Source organism: Chromobacterium sp. Beijing (genome assembly GCF_021496765.1).
Classification (GTDB): Bacteria; Pseudomonadota; Gammaproteobacteria; order Burkholderiales; family Chromobacteriaceae; genus Chromobacterium.
In genome coordinates this window covers 3,665,959-3,690,015 of the sequence record NZ_CP053750.1, presented here as the reverse complement: position 1 = coordinate 3,690,015, position 24,057 = coordinate 3,665,959, and the positions used below count along the sequence as shown (strand labels likewise).

Sequence of the window (24,057 nt, the reverse complement as noted above, 5' to 3'; positions counted from 1 at the left end):
CTTCTCGCAAGAAGACGGCTTATGCAGGACGCGCTCTCCCTACTCAATAATATCTTCGGCTATCCCGAATTCCGCGGGCAGCAAGGGGAGATTGTCGATCACGTCGCCCAGGGCGGCCACGCGCTGGTGTTGATGCCCACCGGCGGCGGCAAGAGCCTCTGCTTTCAGATCCCCGCGTTGATGCGGCCGGGCGTCGCCATCGTGGTGTCGCCGCTGATCGCGCTGATGCAGGACCAGGTCGCCACCCTGGTGGAGCAGGGCGTGGCCGCCGCCTGTCTCAATTCCGCCACCCCGCTGGACGAGGCGCGCGACATCGCGCGCCAGGCGCGCGCCGGCTCGCTGGATCTTTTGTACGTGGCTCCGGAGCGCCTGCTGACCCCGCGTTTCCAAGAATTCGTGTCGCAGCTGAACATCAGCCTGTTCGCCATCGACGAAGCGCATTGCGTCAGCCACTGGGGGCACGATTTCCGCCCGGAATACCAGCAATTGGGCTTTCTGGCCGAGCGCTTCCCACAAGTGCCGCGCATCGCCCTGACCGCCACCGCCGACGAACAGACCCGCGCCGACATCATCCATTACCTGAAGCTGCAGGACGCGCGCGTCTTCCTGTCCAGCTTCGACCGGCCCAATCTGTTCTACCAAGTGGTGGAAAAGCACAACGCCAAAAAGCAGCTGCTCGACTTCATCCGCAACGAATACCCGGGCAGCGCCGGCATCGTTTACTGCCTGTCGCGCAAGCGCGTGGAAGACACCGCTCAATGGCTGTGCGACAACGGCATCCACGCCTTGCCCTACCACGCCGGCCTCAGCCATCAGCAACGCGAGGCGAACCAGCGCGAATTCCTGCGTGACGAAGGCGTGGTCATGGTCGCCACCGTCGCCTTCGGCATGGGCATAGACAAGCCGGACGTGCGCTTCGTCGCTCATATCGACATGCCCAAGAGCCCGGAAAACTTTTATCAGGAATCCGGCCGCGCCGGCCGCGACGGCCTGCCCGCCGCCAGCTGGCTGTGCTACGGGCTCAACGACGTGGTGCAACTGCGGCAAATGATAGAAGGCGGGGAAATGGCCGAGCTGCAAAAGCAGGTGGAACTGGGCAAGCTCGAAGCCATGCTGGCCTTCTGCGAAGCCGCCTCCTGCCGCCGTCAGCACATCCTGGCGCATTTCAGCGAACAGAGCCGGCCTTGCGGCCATTGCGACAACTGTCTGCATCCGCCCATCACCTTCGACGCCACCGTGGCGGTGCAAAAGCTGCTGTCCTGCATCTACCGGGTGGAGCAGCGCTTCTCCGCCGGCCACGTGATCGACGTGCTGCTGGGCCGCGCCAATCAAAGCGTCGGTCATTACGGCCATGACAAGCTGTCCACCTTCGGCATCGGTCGCGACTACAACCAACGCGTTTGGCGCTCCATCATCCGCCAACTGGTGGCGCGCAAGCTGCTGCATGTCGACATCGCCCGCGGTCAGTCGCTGGTGTTGAGCGACGAATGCCGGGCCGTGCTCAAAGGCCAGGAAAAAGTCTATCTGCGGCCGCTGGCCGACGACAAGGCGACGCGCAGCAGCGCCAGTGCCGATCGCTGGCTGCGCACCGAGCGCGAAGAGCGGCTGTGGCAGGCGCTGCGCGGCTGGCGCCGGCAAATGGCGGACGAACACAATGTGCCGGCCTACGCGGTGTTCTCCGACCGCACCCTGCGCGACCTGGTGGAAAAGCATCCCAGCTCCCGCGCCGGCTTGGCCAAGGTGTATGGATTGGGCGAACTCAAGCTGGCGCGCTACGGCGAAGCGCTGCTTGAACTGCTGAGCGCGGCGGCGGCCGAGGCGGGTTGATCCGGCCGCCGTTTTTGTTTCCGGTCCGGCGGATCAAATCCGCTACAATCGATGCGAATAATATTGATTGATCTGGAGCGATAGATGGCAGTAAACCTCAAGCCCGTCAGCGGCGAACATCTCTTCCCCATTCCCGGCGTGGAACTGAGCGTTGCCGCCGCCGGCATCAAGAAAGCCGACCGCAACGACGTGCTGGTCATCCGTCTGGACAAAGGCAACACGGTTGCCGGCGTGTTCACCCAAAACCGCTTCTGCGCCGCGCCGGTGCAAATCTGCAAAAAGCATCTGGACGCCGGCGTGCAGATTCGCGCGCTGGTCGTCAACACCGGCAACGCCAACGCCGGCACCGGCGAACAAGGGCGCAGCGACGCGCTGCAAGTCTGCCGCACGCTGGCCGATGAGCTTGGCTGCCAGCCGGAACAGATCCTGCCCTTTTCCACCGGCGTCATCCTGGAGCCGCTGCCGGTGGACAAGATCGCCGCGGCGCTGCCGCATCGGCAAGGCGCGGACTGGGCCGACGCCGCCCGCGCCATCATGACCACGGACACCGCGCCTAAGGCGGTCAGCGCCCGCCTGACGCTGGACGGTCATCCGGTCAACATCACCGGCATCTCCAAGGGCGCCGGCATGATTCATCCCAATATGGCCACCATGCTGGGCTTCATCGCCACCGACGCCGCTGTGACGCGTCCGGTGCTGCGTCAGCTGGTGAAGGAAGTGGCCGATGTTTCCTTCAATTGCATCTCGGTGGACGGCGACACCTCCACCAACGACAGCTTTATTCTGATCTCCACCGGTCAAAGCGGCGCTTCGTTGATCGATTCGCCGCAGCTGGCGGCCTATCAGGCGCTGAAGGCGGAACTGATTCAAGTCGCCACGGCGCTGGCTCAGGCCATCGTCCGCGACGGCGAGGGCGCCACCAAGTTCATCACCGTCAAAGTTGAGGGCGGCCGCTCCTTCGAAGAGTGCAAGGACGTTGCTTACGCCATCGCGCGTTCCCCGCTGGTGAAAACCGCTTTCTTCGCTTCCGACCCAAACCTGGGGCGCCTGCTGTGCGCCATCGGCTACGCCGGGGTGCAGGACCTGGACGTCGATCGCCTGGAGCTGTATCTGGACGAGGTGCTGGTCGCGGTCAACGGCGGACGCAATCCTCTATATAAAGAAGAAGACGGCCAGCGCGTGATGGCCCAGCCGGAAATCCTGGTGCGGGTAAACCTGGGGCGCGGCGCGGCGGAAGCCACGGTTTGGACCTGCGACTTCTCTTATGACTATGTGAAGATCAATGCGGATTACCGCAGCTGAGCAAGGCGTTTTAGCCGTTTGGGCCGCTCCGTTTGCCGGAATGCCGGCCTCCTGCCCAGAAAAAGCCCCGTCAATCGGGGCTTTTTCGCATCCTGGGCGTTTCCTCCGCGAGGGCTTGTCGGAGCGTTGGAGAGAAATTGTTCCGGCCCGGAATGGCAGCTTCTTTACAAATCAAAAGCTTGCCGGCTCTGCTTGCGAAATCTCCGTCTTTTTTCAAAATAGGTGTTGACGGAGCGAGGGCTGTAACGTATATTTCACCTCCTCAGCAGACAACGCAGCGACGGAAACGAAACGCAGCGACCTGCACTGATCTTTAACAGAACGAATAACCGATAGGTGTAAGTGCTCGGTCGATGACCAAACACTTGCACTGCAAGACGAGAAATGTCTCGATGTTTCTTTGATCTTGCGTGCCAGAAAATTTGCTTGGAATTGAACTGAAGAGTTTGATCCTGGCTCAGATTGAACGCTGGCGGCATGCTTTACACATGCAAGTCGAACGGTAACAGGGTGCTTGCACCGCTGACGAGTGGCGAACGGGTGAGTAATGCATCGGAATGTACCGTGTAATGGGGGATAGCTCGGCGAAAGCCGGATTAATACCGCATACGCCCTGAGGGGGAAAGTGGGGGACCGTAAGGCCTCACGTTATACGAGCAGCCGATGTCTGATTAGCTAGTTGGTGAGGTAAAGGCTCACCAAGGCGTCGATCAGTAGCGGGTCTGAGAGGATGATCCGCCACACTGGGACTGAGACACGGCCCAGACTCCTACGGGAGGCAGCAGTGGGGAATTTTGGACAATGGGCGCAAGCCTGATCCAGCCATGCCGCGTGTCTGAAGAAGGCCTTCGGGTTGTAAAGGACTTTTGTCCGGGAGCAAATCCTAGTGGTTAATAACCGCTGGGTCTGAGAGTACCGGAAGAATAAGCACCGGCTAACTACGTGCCAGCAGCCGCGGTAATACGTAGGGTGCAAGCGTTAATCGGAATTACTGGGCGTAAAGCGTGCGCAGGCGGTTGTGCAAGTCTGATGTGAAAGCCCCGGGCTTAACCTGGGAACGGCATTGGAGACTGCACGACTAGAGTGCGTCAGAGGGGGGTAGAATTCCGCGTGTAGCAGTGAAATGCGTAGAGATGCGGAGGAATACCGATGGCGAAGGCAGCCCCCTGGGATGACACTGACGCTCATGCACGAAAGCGTGGGGAGCAAACAGGATTAGATACCCTGGTAGTCCACGCCCTAAACGATGTCAACTAGCTGTTGGGGGTTTGAATCCTTGGTAGCGTAGCTAACGCGAGAAGTTGACCGCCTGGGGAGTACGGCCGCAAGGTTAAAACTCAAAGGAATTGACGGGGACCCGCACAAGCGGTGGATGATGTGGATTAATTCGATGCAACGCGAAAAACCTTACCTGGTCTTGACATGTAACGAACGCCGCAGAGATGTGGTGGTGCCCGAAAGGGAGCGTTAACACAGGTGCTGCATGGCTGTCGTCAGCTCGTGTCGTGAGATGTTGGGTTAAGTCCCGCAACGAGCGCAACCCTTGCCATTAGTTGCCATCATTAAGTTGGGCACTCTAATGGGACTGCCGGTGACAAACCGGAGGAAGGTGGGGATGACGTCAAGTCCTCATGGCCCTTATGACCAGGGCTTCACACGTCATACAATGGTCGGTACAGAGGGTCGCGAAGCCGCGAGGTGGAGCCAATCTCATAAAACCGATCGTAGTCCGGATCGCACTCTGCAACTCGAGTGCGTGAAGTCGGAATCGCTAGTAATCGCAGATCAGCATGCTGCGGTGAATACGTTCCCGGGTCTTGTACACACCGCCCGTCACACCATGGGAGTGAGTTTCACCAGAAGTGGGTAGGCTAACCGTAAGGAGGCCGCTTACCACGGTGGGATTCATGACTGGGGTGAAGTCGTAACAAGGTAGCCGTAGGGGAACCTGCGGCTGGATCACCTCCTTTCTAGAGAAGGTTGTTGATCGAGTACTTACAGCCTATCGGTTATTCGCGAGTTTGAGTCTCGCGATCAGAGTGCTTGGATGAGTACTGTGATCGCGTTGTTTGAACGCACTGATCTTTAACAAACTGAAGAAGCCGAATATATAAAGACGGCGAGAAGGAAGCGTAGAGTTAACTCTTTACGCGGACGGATCGTCATCTTGGGTATTTGATTGTATCTAGGCTACGTCGCCATATCAAAAGGGGCGGTGTAGTCGTCGCACAAACACACTTGTTGTTTTGGTGATCTAGGTTACTGAAATGATAGGGTCAAGCGACTAAGTGCATCTGGTGGATGCCTTGGCGATCATAGGCGAAGAAGGACGTGTAAGCCTGCGAAAAGCGCGGGGGAGCTGGCAATAGAGCTTTGATCCCGCGATGTCCGAATGGGGAAACCCCTCCGCAAGGAGATCCCAGACTGAATCCATAGGTCTGAGGAGGCGAACGCAGCGAACTGAAACATCTAAGTAGCTGCAGGAAAAGAAATCAACCGAGATTCCGTTAGTAGTGGCGAGCGAACGCGGAAGAGCCTGTACGTGTTATGGATTGTGTTAGTGGAAGGTTCATGGAAAGGACCGCCATAGTGGGTGATAGCCCCGTACACGAAAACGCATTCCAAGGACTAGGCGTACGATAAGTAGGGCGGGACACGAGAAATCCTGTCTGAAGATGGGGGGACCATCCTCCAAGGCTAAATACTCATGATCGACCGATAGTGAACCAGTACCGTGAGGGAAAGGCGAAAAGAACCCCGGGAGGGGAGTGAAATAGAACCTGAAACCGGATGCATACAAACAGTGGGAGCGGACTTGTTCCGTGACTGCGTACCTTTTGTATAATGGGTCAGCGACTTACGTTCAGTAGCGAGCTTAACCGAATAGGGGAGGCGTAGGGAAACCGAGTCCGAATAGGGCGATTTAGTTGCTGGGCGTAGACCCGAAACCGAGTGATCTATCCATGGCCAGGATGAAGGTGCGGTAACACGCACTGGAGGTCCGAACCCACTAGTGTTGCAAAACTAGGGGATGAGCTGTGGATAGGGGTGAAAGGCTAAACAAACTCGGAGATAGCTGGTTCTCCCCGAAAACTATTTAGGTAGTGCCTCATGTATCACTTCCGGGGGTAAAGCACTGTTATGGCTAGGGGGTCATTGCGATTTACCAAACCATGGCAAACTCTGAATACCGGAAAGTGCGAGCATGGGAGACAGACGGTGGGTGCTAACGTCCATCGTCAAGAGGGAAACAACCCAGACCGCCAGCTAAGGTCCCAAATGATCAGTTAAGTGGTAAACGAGGTGGGAAGGCATAGACAGCCAGGATGTTGGCTTAGAAGCAGCCATCATTTAAAGAAAGCGTAATAGCTCACTGGTCGAGTCGTCCTGCGCGGAAGATGTAACGGGGCTCAAACTGATAACCGAAGCTGCGGATTTGCACGTAAGTGCAGATGGTAGGGGAGCGTTCTGTAGGTCTGTGAAGGTGTCTCGTAAGGGATGCTGGAGATATCAGAAGTGCGAATGCTGACATGAGTAGCGATAAAGCGGGTGAAAAGCCCGCTCGCCGAAAGCCCAAGGTTTCCTACGCAACGTTCATCGGCGTAGGGTGAGTCGGCCCCTAAGGCGAGGCTGAAAAGCGTAGTCGATGGGAAACGGGTTAAAATTCCCGTACTTTTATGCAGTGCGATGTGGGGACGGAGAAGGTTAGGTCATCAGACTGTTGGAATAGTCTGTTTAAGCCGGTAGGCTGGGGAGGTAGGCAAATCCGCCTTCCCTTAAGGCCGAGACGTGATGACGAGGGTCTACGGACCTGAAGTGACTGATACCACGCTTCCAGGAAAAGCCACTAAGCTTCAGCTGCATAAGAACCGTACCGCAAACCGACACAGGTGGGCAGGATGAGAATTCTAAGGCGCTTGAGAGAACTCAGGAGAAGGAACTCGGCAAATTGATACCGTAACTTCGGGAGAAGGTATGCCTCTTAGAGTGAATCCCCTGCGGGAGGAGCTTTGAGAGGTCGCAGAGAATCGGTGGCTGCGACTGTTTAACAAAAACACAGCACTGTGCCAACACGAAAGTGGACGTATACGGTGTGACGCCTGCCCGGTGCTGGAAGGTTAAGTGATGGGGTGCAAGCTCTTGATCGAAGCCCCAGTAAACGGCGGCCGTAACTATAACGGTCCTAAGGTAGCGAAATTCCTTGTCGGGTAAGTTCCGACCCGCACGAATGGCGTAACGATGGCCACACTGTCTCCTCCTGAGACTCAGCGAAGTTGAAGTGTTTGTGAAGATGCAATCTCCCCGCTGCTAGACGGAAAGACCCCGTGAACCTTTACTGTAGCTTTGCATTGGACTTTGAACAGACTTGTGTAGGATAGGTGGGAGGCTATGAAGTGGGAACGCTAGTTCTCATGGAGCCGTCCTTGAAATACCACCCTGGTGTGTTTGAGGTTCTAACCTTGGTCCGTGATCCGGATTGGGGACAGTGCATGGTAGGCAGTTTGACTGGGGCGGTCTCCTCCCAAAGTGTAACGGAGGAGTTCGAAGGTTACCTAGGTACGGTCGGAAATCGTGCTGATAGTGCAATGGCAAAAGGTAGCTTAACTGCGAGACCGACAAGTCGAGCAGGTGCGAAAGCAGGACATAGTGATCCGGTGGTTCTGAATGGAAGGGCCATCGCTCAACGGATAAAAGGTACTCCGGGGATAACAGGCTGATACCGCCCAAGAGTTCACATCGACGGCGGTGTTTGGCACCTCGATGTCGGCTCATCACATCCTGGGGCTGTAGCCGGTCCCAAGGGTATGGCTGTTCGCCATTTAAAGTGGTACGTGAGCTGGGTTCAAAACGTCGTGAGACAGTTTGGTCCCTATCTGCAGTGGGCGTTGGAAGTTTGACGGGGGCTGCTCCTAGTACGAGAGGACCGGAGTGGACGCACCTCTGGTGTACCGGTTGTGACGCCAGTCGCATTGCCGGGTAGCTAAGTGCGGAAGAGATAACCGCTGAAAGCATCTAAGCGGGAAACTCGCCTGAAGATGAGACTTCCCTGAGGGCTTGACCCTCCTGAAGAGTCGTTCGAGACCAGGACGTTGATAGGTCGGGTGTGGAAGCGCTGTGAGGCGTTAAGCTAACCGATACTAATTGCTCGTGAGGCTTGATCCTATCATTTGAGTGGCTTGGGAAACCGAGTGACGAGATAGTGTTGTGCGACACAATTGAATACCGAATATATGCGGGGTGGTGTAGACCATCCCAGGCTTCTTCAAGTTTGTACCAGTTTATGTCTGGTGGCCATAGCGAGGTGGTCCCACGCCTTCCCATCCCGAACAGGACCGTGAAACGCCTTAGCGCCGATGATAGTGTGGCATTCGCCATGTGAAAGTAGGACACCGCCAGACGCCCCATTGCAAAGCCCAGCTCAATCGAGCTGGGCTTTATGCATTGCATCGCCGTCTGGCTGACGATCCCTTTCCCGTTTCTGCTCCTTGTCTTTCCCTTCTGTCTTGATTTAGTTGCCGCTTGTCCAGCCAGGCTTGCCTGCGTTCGCTTCTCTATACAATCCTGAAAAAACAGCTTAAGCAATGGGAATGGAATGGGCCGGCGAACGACGTTGGGTGGTTTCACCATGGTTGAGCTATTGGTGACCATTGCGGTGGTGGGGATTGGCCTGGCATTGGCGGTGCCGGCGTTCAACCAATTCATTGACACCAATCGTTACCAGGCGTTGTCGCGCGCCTTGGTGGCGGACATGACCAATGCCCGCGCCGAAGCGATTCGCCGCGGCGTGCCGGTGGGTGTGTGCGCATCGACCGATGGCAGCAGTTGTTCCAATGCGGCCAGCAATTGGTCGGTGGGCTGGCTGGTTTTCGCCGATCTCGATGGCAGCGGCGCGCCTTCCAGTAGCGAAATCCTGTCGGTGCATAACCCTGGCGGTGCCGCTGTCGCTTCGAGCACGGTGGCCGGTTTTCGTTTTGCGCCCAGCGGCGAGGCGAGGGGAGCGACGGCCAGCGGCACGCGCCTGACCACCACGCTGCAGATTCAGTTTCGTAGCCAGACCACTACGGCCAGCAGTACGGTGCAGGTGGCGCCGTACGGCTTGATCAGCGGGAATTGATATGCGCGCACGGATAAGAGCGGAGGCTGGGTTCTCCTTGCTGGAGGTGCTGATCTCAGTGCTAGTGGTGGCCCTGGGCATGCTGGCCATGGCCGGCATGCAGCTGAAATCCATCCGCGATTCGCACGACGCTTATATGCGCAGCCTGGCTTCGGAATTGGCGGTGGAGGCGGCCGAGCGGGTGAGGGCGGCGACCGGCGATCAGGTTTACGCCCTGAATACTGCCAGCAATCAGATGGACTTGAATAGCGCGCTGGGGTGCTACGCCTCCGGGGTGGCGACGTCGGATTGTACCGCCAACAGTTCCGCCACGCAGACCATGGCGACGACAGACACTTCTTACTTTTCATCCACGGCCAATAGTTTGCTGGGTTCGGGCTCGGTGCAGGTTCTGCTGAAAAAGGCGGACGGCAGTTCCGCCGCTACCTTGAGCGCGTGTAGCTACAGCCTGGCAGGGGCGGGTACGGGTACGGCTTGTCAGGTTTCGGTCAGCGTCAGCTGGCAGGAAAAAGCGGCGAGCGGCACCACTCCCATGCAAACCCAGACCTTCGAGTACCGATTCCGATGAAAACCTTGGCGATGCGCAGCCGCCGTGAAGGCGGCATGACCTTGATCGAGCTGATGGTGGCGTTGACACTGGGCTTGATGGTGGTGCTGCTGGTCGGCCAGGTGTTCTATTCCAACAAGACCGTGTTTCGCAGCCAGGCGGCGCAGGCCGAGGTGCAGGAGAAAGGCCGTTTCGCCCTCCGCTGGATATCGGAGCAAGTGCGTCAGGCCGGCTATGTGGACACCACCAAGCTGGCCAATGGCTTGGCGGTCAATTTCCCCGCCAGCGGCACGACATTCACGAGCGCGGGCACGGTGTTGCTGGAGGCGAGCGGCACTTTGAACTACCGCTTTTACGGAAATAACGATAATCAGATCATAGATTGCCAGGGCAGTCCGGTGGCCAGCGCGTCGACGGCTTATAGTTTCGCAATTGCCCGTACCGCCAGCGATGTGATGACCTGCGCCTCGGCGGGCAGCACCAGCACGGTGTTGAGCGGGGTGAAGCAATTGGTGCTGACGTATGGGGTGGATAGCAGCACGACGCCGGATAATATTCCGGAGAGTTATGCGGCGGCGGCGGCGGTTGCAGACTGGACCAAAGTGCATGTGGTGAGGGTCTGCATCCTGGTGGAGTCGGACACGCAGTACACCGCGCCCAGCGGCTACTCCGTGACCGACTGCAATGGCAGCGCCTATCCGGCGGCCGGGGTGTCCAATAACGGCAAGCTGGCGCGAACCTTCCGGACCTCCATCTTCTTGCGGAACAATCTGTCATGACGGCCAAGGCGCAACAGCAGGGTTTTCATTACTGGTGGCTCTGATCTTCCTGACCGTGCTGGCGATGCTCGGTTTCGGGGCGGTGCGTTCGGCGCTGATGGAAGAAAAACTGGGCGGCAACAATCGCGAGCGGGCCATCGCCTTCATGGCGGCAGAAGTGGCGATGCGTCAGGCCGAGACTTATATCGCCACGGCCGACAATCTGCCGGCAAGCGGCACCACGGCGAGCGGCACTGTCGCCGTGTCCAATTCGGCCGCATCCGCCACCTATACCATCAGCTATGTCAGCACCAGCGGGGACGAGATTATTACCTGTTGCGGGCGACGGGCTACGGCGGCCGCAAGACCCTGTTGAACACAACTCAGACGCAATTGGAGTCCGTCGTCTGGGTGGAGCAGTAAGGAGACGGAAGATGGCGCGCATCTTGATGCAAGGTTGCTTGAGTCTGATCTTGGCCCTGACCCAGGGAAGCCTGGCCTGGGCGTTGACCATTCCGACCCAACCCTTATTGCAAAACACTTTGCAAGTGAACCCGATCAATCTGCTGGTGATGGGCAAGAGCCATAATCTGTTTGTCGCAGCTTACAACGACTATACGGATCTGGACGGTGTCGGGATGCCGGATATCGGCTACAAGCCCAAGTCCATCGACTATTACGGCTATTTCGACTCCTTCAAGTGTTACACCTATAGCTCGTCCAGCAGCGCTTTCATTCCCTATGCGACGACCAGCGACAAAACCTGCGACGGCTCGCACTGGAGCGGGGACTTCCTCAACTACGTCACCATGTCGCGCATCGACGTGCTGCGCAAATCGCTGTACGGCGGCAAGCGGGCCAGCGCTTCGCCCGCGACGCTGATCCGCTCCAACATCCCGCTGGACGCCCATGTCTGGGGCAAGTCTTTCGGCAGCGTCATTTCCACCAGCCCACGGTGTCCTTGACCTCCTACGTCGATACCACGCTAGGCGTGTCCAAGTATGAAAACGGCGCCGGCACTTCCACAAGCACCATCGCCAGCATGCTGTCGGCGGGCCGCAACATCGTCATGGTGAATATGGATAGCGGCACCTATCCTGGTACGCCGGTGCTGCGGATCGCGGCGATGGATCCCACCAAGAACGTGATGACGGACTGGGTCAGCACCGAGAGCAACGGCAAGCTGTCTCAGAACTTCACCGCCTTGACCATGCAAGTGCGGGTGTGCGTGGCGGGCTTGCTGGAGAGCAATTGCAATCAGTACGGCAGCAATTACCTGCCCACCGGTCTGCTGCACAAATACGGCATCAGCAGCAATATGGAGTTTGGCTTGCTGACCGGCTCGTATGACTCGCCGCAGTTGGGCGGGGTGCTGCGCGACGCCATCGGCAAGTTCGGCGACGAATTGAACAGCGACGGTACTTTTAAGGCTGGGGGTACGGCCGATACGATCGACCGCCTCAGGATCAATAAGCCCAGCTCCAGCTACGACACCTCCACCAGCGGCAGCGGCAACTGGGGCAACCCGGTGGCCACCATGTATTACGAGGGCCTGCGTTATCTGGCGGGCAAGAGCGGGCCCAAATTCATCACCGGCACCACCTCGATCGATACCAGTACTTTGGGCCTGCCCAAGATCACCAGCTGGACCAACCCCTATAACGGCAGGGCCTGGTGCACCAAGCCCTTTGTCACCGTGATCAGCGAGGCTTTGACCTCTTACGACAGTCAGATGCCGGGCTCGCCCTGGGCTTCTCCTACAGCAACGATTTGAGCGGGATGAACGTCAGCCAGTTGGGCAACACCTTGTGGGGCTACCAGTTTGGCAGCGGTAGTAAGAACGTGATGATAGGAGAGGTGTCCGGCGGCACCGCCGACGGTTTGCCGACCAGCAAGCCCGCCTCCAATTTCGATGTCCGCGGCTTGTCGCCGGAGGAGCCGACGCGGCAGGGCAGCTTTTACGCGGCGATGGCCGCTTATTATGCGCGCACCAATATCCTGGTGACGCCGACCAGTCCGCCCAGCGGCGCCACCTTGGCGCCGGTGCGCACTTTCGCGGTGGGGCTGTCTTCGCCCCTGCCCAAGATCACCGTGCCCTTGACCGGCGGTTCGGTGACGCTGGTGCCTTTCGGCAAGGTGGTGATTGGCGCAAGCAATACCTTGACCATTACCAACTTCTTCCTGACCAGCGCGGCCAGCGACGGCAGTTCCTATTCCTTTCAGGTGAACTTCGACGATAGCGAGTTCGGCAGCGACTACGACCTGGATGCTATCGCGACTTATCAGATCAGCAAGGTGGGCAGCAATCAGGTGCAGGTGACGGTCAACTCCACCTATGCGGCCAGCGGCTACGCAAACCATCTGGGTTTCATCATCTCCGGCGTGCAACCCTTGGCCGGGGCCTCCACCGAGAACAAGGCCGGCGCCTACCTGGTGGTGCGTGAGAACGAGTCAAGCAGCGCTACTCAGTGCATAGGCACCAGCAGCGGGCAGTCAGGCTATAACCCGCTGAATTACGGCCTCAGCAGCGGCTCTTGCCGTGTGCTGCCCTTGACCTTTACCGCCACCTTCACGCTGGATCCGACCAAGGGCTCGACTACGCTGTTCGAGAGCCCGTTGTGGTATATGGCCAAGTACGGCGGTTTCACCGACAACAAGACCAATCCCAGCAGCCCCAACTCCTTTGACCCGAACAATGTCTGGCAATGGGACGCGGACGGCGACGGCAACCCGGACAATTACTCGCTGGTCAGCAACCCGTCCAAACTGAACGCCCAGCTGGATCAGGCCTTCCAGAACATCAGCAATCAGAACGGGTCAGGTTCGGCCGGGGTGGGCAGCAAGTCCACGATCAGCGGCGATACTTATTACTATGAAGCCTCGGTCAACAGCGCGGACTGGTCCGGGGACTTGAGCGCCCGCAAGATTCTGGTCAGCGGCACCAGCTTGTCCCTGAGCAATCCCCTGTGGAACGCCAAGCTGAAGGTGAACAGCGACACCGGCCGCCAGATCATCACTTCCAGCGGCGGCATCGGCGGCGGGCAAGCCTTCCAGTGGGCCAGCCTGAACACCGTGCAGCAGCAGGCTCTGCGGGCGTCCTCGTCCGAGCTCAGCTCAGTGACGCAAAGCCGGCTGACTTATCTGCGCGGCAGCCCGGCGAACGAGGGCTACGGCAGCACGCAGTTCCGGCCGCGGCCTGCCACCAAGCTGGGAGACATCGTCAACTCCTCGCCGGCTTACATCCCGGCACCGGCGAACGGCTCCAGCGATCCGAACTACAGCAGCACCAGCTACCAGTCCTTCGTGACGAGCAAGGGTAGCCGTTCCTCCATGGTGTACGTGGGCGCCAACGACGGCATGCTGCATGGCTTTCAGGCTACCACCGGCGCAGAACTGCTGGCCTACATCCCCTCGCCGGTGTTCGGCAACCTGAACCTGCTGGCCAGCAACTCCTATACCCATAACTTCTATGTCGACTCGACCCCGGTTGCCGTCGACGCCCAGATCGGTAGCACCTGGGGCAGCTATCTGGCCGGCGGCCTGGGCGCGGGCGGTAAGGGCTTGTATCTGCTGGATATCACCAATCCGGACGCCTTCAGCGAAAGCAGCGCCGCCTCCATCGCCAAATGGGAGTTCAACGCCACCAACGATCTGGACATGGGCTATGTGTTCGGCGCGCCGCAGATCATCAAACTCAATGACAACAAGTGGTATGTGGTCAGCCACAATGGCTACAACAGCACCAACGGCGACGCCGCCCTGCTGATTCTGTCGCTGGATTCCAGCGTCAGCTGGGTCCTGAACAGCAATTACTACAAGCTGTCCACCTTGTCCGGCACCGCGGTGTCGCCTAACGGCCTCTCCACCATCGAGCCGGTGGATCTGGACGGCAACGGCACGATAGACGTGGTCTACGCCGGGGATCTGAAGGGCAATATGTGGAAGTTCGACCTCAGCTCCGGCACGCCGTCCAATTGGAAGGTGGCCTTGAACCGCGTGCCCTTGTTCAGCGCCAAAGACAGCAGCGGCGTGGCCCAGCCCATCGTGCTGGCGCCGGTGACCGCGCCCATGCCGGTCAGCAACGGCGTCACCTCGGCGAGCAATAGCAACCGGATTGTGATGTTCGGCACCGGCAAATACATAGAAAGCTGCGACAAGACCAGTAGCTGCACGCCGGAATCCAACAGCCACAGTGTGTACGGCATTTGGGACTGGGGCGCGCCGGTCTGCGATCGCCGCCTGTTGTTGCAACAAACCCTATCCACCAATGTAATCAGCGGCACCACTTACCGGCAGGCCACCAATACCTCGATCAGCTGGAAAGACTACACGCTGGCCAGCGCGACGGCGAACCAGAGCTGCTCGACGCAGTACGGCTCGATCAGTTCCACCGCCGGCAAGTTGGGCTGGTACGAGGATTTGAACATCAGCGGTGAGCGGGTGGTGGGGATGCTGAACTATTATTCGAAGACGCTGGAATATCAGACCTATATCCCTTCTTCGGATACCAGCGATATTTGCACGCCCAAGGACGCCGCCTATATTCTGCGGGTGCAGTACGACAACGGCGGCGCCGGGATCAAGCCCAAGCTGGCGGACACCGTGGCGCAGACGACGGACTCCTCCGGCAACTACAAGCCCATCATCGGCAAGCAGATGGGCGGCTCGTTGGGCACCACCGATTTTGTTCTGAGCGGCAAGGTCTACTCGCTGTCCAGCAGCACCACGGGCAGCACCTCGATCACGGGCTGGAACTTGGGGCGCAGCTGGAAGCGCGTCACCTGGCGCGAACTGACCAATAACTGAGGATGGGGAATGGGATATCGCAGCAAAGCGGCGAAGCGGGTCAATCGAGGCTTCACCTTGATAGAGCTGATTATCGTGGTGGCCATTGTCGGCATTTTGGTCAGTATCGCCTTGCCGTCGTACACCAACTACGTGCAACGCACCTATCGGGCCGAAGTGCAGACCGAGCTGCAAGCCATCGCCCAGGCGCAGGAAAAATACTTCACGCTGAATAATGCTTATGCGTCCTCGCTGACCGCGCTGAGCTACGCCTCCTCCAGCATCAGCAGCCAGGACAACCGCTACACCATCACCATGGGCGATCTGAGCGCCTCCGCCACATTGGCCAACGGCCAGGGCTATACCTTGCAGGCGGCCCCGGCCGGCGGGCAAGTGGGAGAGAGCTGCGGCACGCTGAGCCTCAATAGCCTGGGCAGCAAGAGCGCTGCCAGCGGCACCGTCAGCAATTGCTGGCGCTGAGGGCGAAACGAGACAGCCGCGGACCGGAGTCCGCGGCTTGGCTAGCGGCAGCGGTGGGGGGCTGTGGTATCCTTCGCAACTTGATGTCCATGGGGGCGTGGCCGCCCATGGACGATTGCCGAGTTTGAAGGAAGCCGATGTCCTACCCGACACCTTTGTTCGAAAATAAAATCTGCACTCAGGAACAGCTGGCGGACAAGCTGGCGGCCTTGCCGCGCCCCATCGTCTTCACCAATGGCTGCTTCGATATCCTGCACCGCGGGCATGTGACCTATCTCGCGCAGGCGCGCGCCTTGGGCGCCAGCCTGGTGCTGGGTTTGAACACCGACGCCTCGGTGCGCCGCCTGGGCAAGGGCGACGACCGGCCCATCAATCATCAGGACAACCGCGCGGCGGTATTGGCCGCCTTGGAAAGCGTCAGCCTGGTGATCTGTTTCGACGAAGACACCCCGGCGCAGCTGATAGAGCAGGTGCGTCCCGATGTGCTGGTCAAGGGCGGCGACTGGACGCCGGACAAGATCGTCGGCAGCGCCGAGACGCTGGCGCGCGGTGGCCAGGTGCACTCCATTCCCTTCCTGTTCGACACCTCCACCACCTCCACCTTGAATAAGATTCGGGCCAGCGAGGCCGGCCGGTGAGCGAACACGCTTTCGCGGTGCTGCGCCGTCTCGCCGACGGCCGTTTCCATTCCGGCGAAGACATCGCCGGCGAACTGGGCTGTTCCCGCACCCTGGTCTGGCAGGCGGTGCACGCCATCCAGCAAGACCTGGGCGTCACCGTATTCAGCGTGCGCGGGCAGGGCTATCGCTTGGAAGCGCCGTTTGAATGGCTGGACGTGTCGGCCATCCGCGACGGCCTGAGCGAGGCGGCGGCGGATACCTTCACGCTGGCGGTGGCGGAGCGCACCGACTCCACCAATTCCCAGCTGCTGGCGCGAGCCGCCAGCGGCGGCCTGCACGGCCTGGTATTGGCGACGGAGCTGCAAACCGCCGGCCGCGGGCGCTTGGGGCGGCGCTGGCAGGCGCGGCTGGGCTCGGGTCTGACGTTCTCCCTGCTGTGGCGCTTCGACCGCGGCCTGTCCCAATTGGCCGGCCTGTCCCTGGCGGTAGGGGTGGCCTTGGCGCGGACGCTGCGGCGGCTGGGCGCGCCGGTGGCCTTGAAGTGGCCGAACGATGTGTTGTTGAACGAGCGCAAGTTGGCCGGCATCCTGATAGAACTGTCCGGCGACGCGCTGGGTCCGACCGCGGTGGTGATCGGCATCGGCATGAATGTGGGCGAACCGGGCGAAGTGGATCAGCCGGTGGCCTGTTTGGCCGAGGCGGGCGTCAAGCTGGCGCGCAGCGCGTTGCTGGCGGAGCTGCTGAACGAACTGCACCGGGTGCTGAGCGATTTCGACCGTCATGGCTTCGTGCCCTTGCGGCAGGAGTGGATGAGCTTGTCCGCGCATCAGGACGCGCCGGTCTGCCTGAGTTTTTCCCATGGCGAGCCGGTGCAGGGCGTGGCGCGCGGCGTGGCCGAGAGCGGCGCCCTGCTGGTGGACACCGCCGACGGCGTGAAGACGTATCACGCCGGCGAGGTCAGTTTGAGGAAACTGGCATGAAGTTGTTGATCGACGCCGGTAATAGCCGGGTCAAATGGGCGGTGCATGATGGCCGTGACTGGCTGGTGCAGGGCGCGGTGGAGCATGGCGACATCGCCAGCCTGGCTGAAGTCTGGCGACAATGGCCGATCACGGCCGCCTGGGGCGCGTCGGTGGCGCGGGCGGAGGCGGCGCAAGCCTTGGAGGCGGCAACGCCCTGTCCCTTGCGATGGGTGCGGGCGGAGGCCGGTTTCGGCGATGTGCGCAACGCCTACCGCAACCCGGCCGAGCAGGGGGCCGACCGCTGGCTGGCGGTGCTGGCCGCGCGGCAACTGCATAGGGACGACTTGATCGTGGCCTGCGCCGGCACCGCGCTGACCGTGGAGGCCTTGACGGCCGAGGGTGATTATCTGGGCGGGCTGATCGTGCCGGGGCTGAAGCTGATGTTGAGCAGCCTGGCGCGCAACACCGCCAATCTGGACCGTTCCGCCGGCGTGGTGACGCCGTTCCCGCAAGGCACGGAAGACGCCTTGGCCAGCGGGGCGGTGTACGCGCTGACCGGCGCGGTGGAAACGCAGCGTCGGCAATTGCAGGCGCATACCGGACGCGCTCCGGTGCGGGTGCTGTTGACCGGCGGCGACGCGGCGCGCTTGGCGCCTTGGCTCGCCGGGCCGGTCGAGATCGTGGATAATCTGGTGTTATTGGGCTTATTAAGAGTGGCCGACGAAAAATGAAGTGGTTTCTAGCCTTGGTCGTGGTGCTGAATTTGCTGGTGGCGATGTATGGCTCGTTCAAACAGCGTCCGCCGGCGGACGTGCGGGCGCAGGAAGTGAGCCCGGAACTGGTCAAGCTGCTGCCGGCCAATTGGAAGCCGAACGCCTCCGCGCCGGCCGCGTCCGCCCCGGCGGCGGAGCCGCTGCGCGAATCTTCCGCGCCCAAAGCGGACAAGCTGGCCGCGGCCAAGCCTAAGGCCCAGGAAGCGTCCGCGCCGAAAACAGCGGCCGCCAAGGCGGAGGTTGCCAAAACGGAGACCGCCAAGCCGGAGCCCAAGGCCGAAACGGCCAAGCCGGCGGAAGCCGCCGCGGCCTGCCTGCAATGGGGGCCGCTGGACGACAAGCTGCTGGCCAGGGTCAAGGGCGGTGTGCCGCAGCTCAAGCTCAAGGCCGGCCAGCTGAGCGAGGCCAGCAAGGAAGAAACCGCCGGCGGCGGGCGCTTCTGGGTCTATTATCCGCCGCTGGCCACCCAAGCGGAGACGTCGACGCTGTCGTCGGAACTGAAGGGTAAGGGCTTTGACAACTACATCGTCAAGAACGACGACTTCAAAGGCCATCTGTCGCTGGGCCTGTTCGGCAAGGAAGACGCGGCCAAGGGTCTGGCCGCGCGGCTGAAGGCGGCCGGCTACGACAAGGCGCTGGTGCAGCAGAAGGGGCAGAAGGCGAGCAAGACCACGCTCAGCTTCAAGACGCTGGACGCGCAGCAGGCCGACAAGCTCAAGGGGCTGCAAAAGCGGCTGACGCCGGGAATCGGCCTGAAATCCTGCGGATGAGACGGATAGTCTTGATCTGACCGCTTGCCAGCGCCGGCGCGGCGATGCACTATCAAGCATCGCCCCAAGCGGGCGCAGGCGCAGGTCTTCATTTCTCCGATGACGGCGGCCTCTGGCCGCCGTTGTTCATTCTGTCAGCAGGATATGTCCAGACGAAGCAACATCACCCGGCTGTTGGACCGGGGCCGTTTCAATGACCGCACCTTGCGGCATTTGGGGTGGTCCATGGCCTTCATCGCCGGCGCGCTCAACGCCGGCGGCTTTCTCGCCGTGCACCGCTACACCTCGCACATGTCCGGCATCGTGTCCGGCATGGCCGACGAGTTCGCGCTGGGCGAGGTGACGCTGGGCCTGTCCTTGCTGGTGATGCTGCTGTGCTTCATCGCCGGCGCCATGCACAGTTCCTGGTTGATCCTGTGGGCGCGCCGGCAGCGTCTGCGCGGCGGTTACGGCGTGTCCATGATGGAAGAGGCCGGCCTGCTGCTGCTGTTTGGCCTGCTGGGGGCCGCGCTGTCCTTGCACAAGGGCTTTTTCACCCCGCTGACCGTGATGTTGCTCTGCTTCATCATGGGCATGCACAACACCATCGTCACCAAGCTGTCCGGCGGCCTGTTGCGCAGCACCCACATGACCGGCATCGCCACCGACATCGGCATCGAGCTGGCCAAGCTCAGCTACTACGGCCGGGAAAGCATGCCCAAGGTCAAGGACGTGCGCGCCAACCGCGTCAAGCTGCGCACCTATCTGCTGATCCTGCTGTCGTTTTTCGGCGGCGGCGTGGTGGGGGCGCTGGGCTTCAAGCATATGGGATACAGCTTCACCCTGCCGCTGGCGCTGCTCTTGTTTCTGCTGGGGCTGCGCCCGGTCTGGTACGACGTGAGACTGCGTTTTCGGCTGTGGCGCATCCAGCTGGAAAGCCATTGATTCGATTGGCTCTTGTGCGTCCGCGCGCATCGCGGCAAACTTCGGGGTTCCGCCCCAAGGGGGCGGCAGCCTCAAGCTGTCGGCTGTGCAAGATGGACGGTAATCGTCGGGACGCCTGAGCCCGGCGTACTCTCTCGCGGAGAGTATTCATGAGCGAAACCATTTACGGCGACGGCGCGATCCGCCGTCAGGGCCTGTACGGCTCTTCCATTGAAAACACCTATGCCGGCGTGCTGTCCTTCATGCGCCGCAACTATAGCCGAGATCTGACCGGCGCCGACGTGGTGGTGTCCGGCATTCCGCTGGACCTGTCCACCACCTTCCGCTCCGGCGCGCGGCTGGGTCCGCAGGCGATCCGCGCCGCCAGCGTGCAGCTGGCCGAGTTGAGCCCCTTCCCCTGGGGCTTCAACCCCTTCGACGATCTGGCCGTGATCGACTACGGCGATTGCTGGTTCGACGCGCATAATCCGCTGACCATCAAGCCCTCCATCATCGAGCACGCGCGCACCATCCTGGCCTCCGGCGCCAAGATGCTGACCTTCGGCGGCGACCATTTCATCACCTACCCGCTGCTGATCGCGCACGCGGAGAAATACGGCAAGCCGCTGGCGCTGCTGCATTTCGACGCGCACTGCGACACCTGGCCGGACGACGAGCCGGACAGCCTGAACCACGGCACCATGTTCTACAAGGCGGTGAAGGATGGCCTGATCGATCCGAAGAAGTCGGTGCAAGTGGGCATCCGCACCTGGAACGACGACTTCATGGGCATGAATGTGCTGGACGCGCCCTGGGTGCACGACAACGGCGTGGACGCCACCATCGCGCGCATCAAGGAAGTGATCGGCGACAGCCCGGTCTACCTGACCTTCGACATCGACTGTCTGGACCCGGCCTTCGCGCCGGGCACCGGCACCCCGGTGCCGGGCGGCCTCAGCAGCGCTCAGGCTTTGAAGATCGTCCGCAATCTGGGCGATCTGAACATCGTCGGCATGGACGTGGTGGAAGTAGCGCCCGCGTACGACAATAGCGAGGTGACCGCCCTTGCCGCCGCGCATCTGGCCTGTGACATGCTGTGCCTGATGCGCAATAAGAAGCTGGCCGGCACGCTTTAAATCGTTGACGCATGCAAGAACGCCGCTCTCATCAAGCGGCGTTTTTATTTGCGCGGAACCAGGACCAGGCGCGCGCCGGCTGCGCCGCCGGCTCGCGCCGCAGCTCCATATAGCGTTCGCCGTCGCGCAGTTCGGCAAAGCCCAGCCGGCGGTAGAACGGGCGCGCGTCGCGGGACACCAGCAGAAAGCGCCGCAGCTGCTGCAGCTCGGGGTGGGCCAGCGCCGCCTCCATCAAGGCGCGGCCGACGCCGAGGCGACGGGCCTCGGCCAGCACGAACACATCGGACAAATAGGCGAAGCTGGCGTAGTCGGTGACGATGCGGGCAAAGCCCAGTTGCCGTTGTCCGCGGTAGGCGCCGAACACCAGCGAGTGCGCTATGGCCTTGTCCAGCTGCTCCGGCGTCAGGCCTTGCGCCCAATGGGTTTGAGACAGGAAGCGCTGAATCATGTCGCGGTCCAGCCGGCCGCGCTCGCAGCTGATCTCCAGATGGGCCATGGCGGCTCCGTGCGATGACGACGCCGCCAGTATCCGCGCTCGGCATCACCGCGGGATGACGGGGAGATGGCGGTATCGTTGCAGCGTTGCTAGAGCGCCGGCCAGCGGACCGCCAAAAGCAGCAAGAGGCCGATTTCGCACAACTCAATGCCCGCGCCCAGGCAGTCCCCGGTCATGCCGCCCAGCTTGCGCAGCAGGAAGCGCCGCCAGGCCAGCGCCGCCAAAGGCGCCAGCAGCAATGCCGGGGCCAGCCAGGCCGACAGCGCCGCCAGCAGCGCCGCGTTGACCGCCAGGCTGGGGCCGTGCCGCCGCCAGGCGAAGCGCTCGCCGCTGCCGGGCGCGATCGCCGGCAGGCTGGCCGACCAGTACACTGCGAAACAGCGGCACCAGGCGGGGATCAGCAGCAGGCCCCAAGGCGGCGCCGGCTGTTTGGCCAGCAACATCAGCAAGATCAGCTTGGCGACGACGGCCAGGATCAGCGCCAGCGCGCCGAAGCTGCCGACGTGAGGATCTTTCAGCACCTCGAAGAAACGTTCGCGCGAACGGTGGGCGGCGCCCAGCGCGTCGGCGAGATCGCCCAAGCCGTCCAGATGCAGGCCGCCGGTGACCCAGGTCCACATCAAGAGCGCCAGCAGCGCCGCCAGCCAAGGATCGCTCAGGCGGCCCAGGGTCAGCGCCGCCAGCAATAGCGCGCCGATGATCAAGCCCACCGCGGCGAACCAGCGCGCGCTGTCGGCCAACCACTCGGGCTTGAACTCGCGCAGCTGCGGCGTGGGCAGGCGGGTCAGGAACTGCAGCGCCAGAATCAGTCCGCGCACGGTGCTTCCAGCCGCATCAAATAGGCCGGGTGCCCGTCCAGGATGGATAATTGGGCAAAGCCGCCGCGCTGCACCGTCATCAGCTTGGCCACCGCAAAATCGGCGCCCAGCAACTCCGCCAGCAAGGTGGTGATGACGCCGCCGTGGGTGACCAGCACGCGGTGGCTGCCGCTGGCCGTGGTCATCCACTCGGACAGGCCGGCCAGCACTCGGGTGCGGAAGCCATCGTAAGCTTCGCCGCCCGGCGGCGTCAGCTCCCCGGCCGCCAGTTTGGCGCGCCAGTCCGGATAGCGCTGCGCCAGCACCTGCACGTCCATGCCGTCCCAGTCGCCAAAGTCCATTTCCGCGAAGCGCGGGTCCACTTTCAGCGTCAGCGAGCCGTGCAGAGCGTGCTGGACCGCGAACTCGCGGCAACGCTGCAAGGGCGAGCTGGCCATCGCCGTCACCGGCGCCAGCGCGCAAATGCGCTGCCAGCTTTGCGCCATCTGAATGTGTCCGGTGGCGTTCAGCGGCAGATCGCAACTGCCGATCAAGCGGCCCTCATGATCGATTTCGCCGTGACGCAACAGGGTCAGGGTATAGGGGTTCATTCCGCTTTTCCGGTGATGCCCGCCTCGGCGAAGGTGGCCATCTCGTTGTGCAGGCGGATGGCCATTTGCAGCAAGGGCACGCACAAGGCGGCGCCGGATCCCTCGCCCAGATGCATGCCCAGGTCCAGCACCGGCTCCAGCTTCAGCGCGTGCAGCGCCAGCAGGTGGCCGGTTTCTTCCGAGCGGTGGCTGGCCAGCAGCCAATCTCCCGCGCGCGGCTCCAGCGCCAGCGCGCAGAGCGCGGCGGCGCTGGAAATGAAGCCGTCCACCAGCGCCGGCGCGCCTTGCGCGGCGCTTTCCAGATAGAAGCCGGCCATGGCGGCGATTTCCAGGCCGCCCAGCTCGGCCAGGATGTCCAGCGCGGACAAATCGCGCTCGGCGACGCGGGCCAGCGCGGTGCGCACCACTTGGCGCTTGGTGTCCAGGCCGGCCTCGTCCAGGCCGGTGCCGCGGCCGACGATGCGCTCCGGCGGCAAGTCCGCCAGCCGGCAGATCAGCGCGGCGGATGCGGTGGTGTTGCCTATGCCCATGTCGCCGGCGATCAGCAAATTGGCGCCGCCGTCCAGCGCGCGGCGCGCGGCCAGGCGGCCCACTTCCAGCGCGGCCTCCGCCTGTGCCGGCGTCATTGCGGCCTCCCTGGCCAGATTGCCGGTGCCGGCCCGCACTTTGGCGTGGACGATGGGCAGCGCGGAGACGTCGCTGAGCACGCCGGCGTCCACCACCTCCAGCCTGGCGTCCAGGCTTTGCGCCAACACGCAGATGGCCGCGCCGCCATTGGCGAAATTGCGCACCATTTCGCCGGTCACCACCGAGGGATAGGCGGATACGCCTTCCGCCGTCACGCCGTGATCGCCGGCGAATACCGTGATCGCCGGCCGCAGCGCGTCCGGGCAGACCTTGCCCTGCCAGGCGGCGAAGCGGCAGGCCAGCTCTTCCAGCCTGCCCAGGCTGCCCGCCGGCTTGGTGAGTGTGGCCTGGCGGGCGCGGGCGGCCTGGTAGGCGGCGAAATCGGGTGAGCGAAAGGTATCGATGAATGTCATGAGATGGCCAACTCCAGCCTGGATGAGAGAGTGATTCAGCGGCGACTTTAAGCGATAGCCCGCCACCGGGGCAACCCGCAGCCGGTGGACGATTTGATCCTAACTAAACATATTTCTTTTGGCGCCATCCCGTCG

The 24,057-nt window shown here is 61.5% G+C and carries 20 protein-coding genes and 3 rRNA genes; 19 read left to right on the top strand and 4 right to left on the bottom strand.

The window, feature by feature from the left end; genetic code table 11:
- Positions 1-21 precede the first annotated feature (21 nt).
- The 19 genes from recQ (at position 22) to speB (ending at position 20,978) form a co-directional block, all read left to right on the top strand.
- Entirely contained in the window at positions 22-1,827 is a 1,806-nt protein-coding gene (gene recQ, locus HQN78_RS17155; protein ID WP_227106342.1) for a DNA helicase RecQ, read from the top strand.
- Between the two features lie 84 nt (positions 1,828-1,911).
- Positions 1,912-3,129 (top strand): bifunctional glutamate N-acetyltransferase/amino-acid acetyltransferase ArgJ, encoded by a 1,218-nt coding sequence (gene argJ, locus HQN78_RS17150; RefSeq protein ID WP_235085110.1) that lies wholly within the window; start codon positions 1,912-1,914, stop codon positions 3,127-3,129.
- 434 nt (positions 3,130-3,563) lie between these two features.
- Positions 3,564-5,099 (top strand): 16S ribosomal RNA (locus tag HQN78_RS17145).
- 304 nt (positions 5,100-5,403) lie between these two features.
- Positions 5,404-8,292, top strand: a 23S ribosomal RNA gene (locus HQN78_RS17140).
- A 121-nt stretch (positions 8,293-8,413) separates the two neighbouring features.
- Positions 8,414-8,528 (top strand): 5S ribosomal RNA (gene rrf, locus HQN78_RS17135).
- Together the 16S, 23S and 5S rRNA genes form the textbook arrangement of a ribosomal RNA operon.
- Positions 8,529-8,722: 194 nt before the next feature.
- Entirely contained in the window at positions 8,723-9,244 is a 522-nt protein-coding gene (locus tag HQN78_RS17130; protein WP_255701165.1) for a GspH/FimT family pseudopilin, read from the top strand.
- Between the two features lies 1 nt (position 9,245).
- On the top strand, positions 9,246-9,812 hold the full coding sequence (pilV, locus tag HQN78_RS17125) for a type IV pilus modification protein PilV (RefSeq protein ID WP_370646565.1): 567 nt from the start codon (positions 9,246-9,248) through the stop codon (positions 9,810-9,812).
- Positions 9,809-10,570 (top strand): PilW family protein, encoded by a 762-nt coding sequence (locus HQN78_RS17120; protein ID WP_235085106.1) that lies wholly within the window; start codon positions 9,809-9,811, stop codon positions 10,568-10,570. The genes pilV and HQN78_RS17120 overlap by 4 nt, the downstream gene beginning before the upstream one ends.
- Positions 10,476-10,925: a PilX N-terminal domain-containing pilus assembly protein gene (locus tag HQN78_RS17115; protein ID WP_255701163.1), complete on the top strand. Its 450-nt coding sequence runs from the start codon at positions 10,476-10,478 to the stop codon at positions 10,923-10,925. The genes HQN78_RS17120 and HQN78_RS17115 overlap by 95 nt, the downstream gene beginning before the upstream one ends.
- Positions 10,926-10,983: 58 nt before the next feature.
- Positions 10,984-11,514, top strand: coding sequence for a hypothetical protein (locus HQN78_RS17110; RefSeq protein ID WP_235085101.1), 531 nt, complete (start codon positions 10,984-10,986; stop codon positions 11,512-11,514).
- Complete coding sequence (locus tag HQN78_RS17105; RefSeq protein WP_235085097.1) at positions 11,505-12,323, top strand: hypothetical protein; 819 nt, start codon at positions 11,505-11,507, stop codon at positions 12,321-12,323. Before HQN78_RS17110 ends, HQN78_RS17105 begins: the two co-directional genes overlap by 10 nt.
- Before the next feature lie 5 nt (positions 12,324-12,328).
- The gene (locus tag HQN78_RS17100) at positions 12,329-15,355 is read left to right on the top strand and encodes a pilus assembly protein (protein ID WP_235085094.1); all 3,027 of its coding nucleotides are present in this window, start codon (positions 12,329-12,331) and stop codon (positions 15,353-15,355) included.
- A gap of 9 nt (positions 15,356-15,364) precedes the next feature.
- A complete protein-coding gene (locus tag HQN78_RS17090; RefSeq protein WP_304502821.1) occupies positions 15,365-15,814 on the top strand; it encodes a type IV pilin protein in 450 nt (149 codons plus the stop codon).
- Positions 15,815-15,951: 137 nt separating this feature from the next.
- Entirely contained in the window at positions 15,952-16,452 is a 501-nt protein-coding gene (gene rfaE2, locus HQN78_RS17085; RefSeq protein WP_235085091.1) for a D-glycero-beta-D-manno-heptose 1-phosphate adenylyltransferase, read from the top strand.
- Positions 16,449-17,414: a biotin--[acetyl-CoA-carboxylase] ligase gene (locus HQN78_RS17080; protein WP_227106353.1), complete on the top strand. Its 966-nt coding sequence runs from the start codon at positions 16,449-16,451 to the stop codon at positions 17,412-17,414. Before rfaE2 ends, HQN78_RS17080 begins: the two co-directional genes overlap by 4 nt.
- Complete coding sequence (locus HQN78_RS17075; RefSeq protein WP_235085089.1) at positions 17,411-18,127, top strand: type III pantothenate kinase; 717 nt, start codon at positions 17,411-17,413, stop codon at positions 18,125-18,127. Before HQN78_RS17080 ends, HQN78_RS17075 begins: the two co-directional genes overlap by 4 nt.
- Positions 18,124-18,939: an SPOR domain-containing protein gene (locus HQN78_RS17070; protein ID WP_235085086.1), complete on the top strand. Its 816-nt coding sequence runs from the start codon at positions 18,124-18,126 to the stop codon at positions 18,937-18,939. The genes HQN78_RS17075 and HQN78_RS17070 overlap by 4 nt, the downstream gene beginning before the upstream one ends.
- Positions 18,940-19,083: 144 nt before the next feature.
- On the top strand, positions 19,084-19,863 hold the full coding sequence (locus HQN78_RS17065) for a YoaK family protein (RefSeq protein ID WP_107801143.1): 780 nt from the start codon (positions 19,084-19,086) through the stop codon (positions 19,861-19,863).
- Positions 19,864-20,012: 149 nt separating this feature from the next.
- On the top strand, positions 20,013-20,978 hold the full coding sequence (gene speB, locus HQN78_RS17060) for an agmatinase (protein ID WP_227106359.1): 966 nt from the start codon (positions 20,013-20,015) through the stop codon (positions 20,976-20,978).
- Positions 20,979-21,009: 31 nt separating this feature from the next.
- Here the strand turns inward: speB and HQN78_RS17055 are convergent, their stop codons facing one another.
- The 4 genes from HQN78_RS17055 to cobT all read right to left on the bottom strand — a co-directional run bounded on the left by HQN78_RS17055 (position 21,010) and on the right by cobT (position 23,922).
- The gene (locus HQN78_RS17055) at positions 21,010-21,474 is read right to left on the bottom strand and encodes a GNAT family N-acetyltransferase (RefSeq protein ID WP_227106360.1); all 465 of its coding nucleotides are present in this window, start codon (positions 21,472-21,474) and stop codon (positions 21,010-21,012) included.
- A gap of 89 nt (positions 21,475-21,563) precedes the next feature.
- On the bottom strand, positions 21,564-22,292 hold the full coding sequence (gene cobS / locus HQN78_RS17050) for an adenosylcobinamide-GDP ribazoletransferase (RefSeq protein WP_107801140.1): 729 nt from the start codon (positions 22,290-22,292) through the stop codon (positions 21,564-21,566).
- Positions 22,280-22,882, bottom strand: a complete 603-nt coding sequence (locus HQN78_RS17045) for a histidine phosphatase family protein (RefSeq protein ID WP_107801139.1) — start codon at positions 22,880-22,882, stop codon at positions 22,280-22,282. The genes cobS and HQN78_RS17045 overlap by 13 nt, the downstream gene beginning before the upstream one ends.
- On the bottom strand, positions 22,879-23,922 hold the full coding sequence (gene cobT, locus HQN78_RS17040; RefSeq protein WP_235085084.1) for a nicotinate-nucleotide--dimethylbenzimidazole phosphoribosyltransferase: 1,044 nt from the start codon (positions 23,920-23,922) through the stop codon (positions 22,879-22,881). Before cobT ends, HQN78_RS17045 begins: the two co-directional genes overlap by 4 nt.
- Positions 23,923-24,057: the final 135 nt, after the last annotated feature.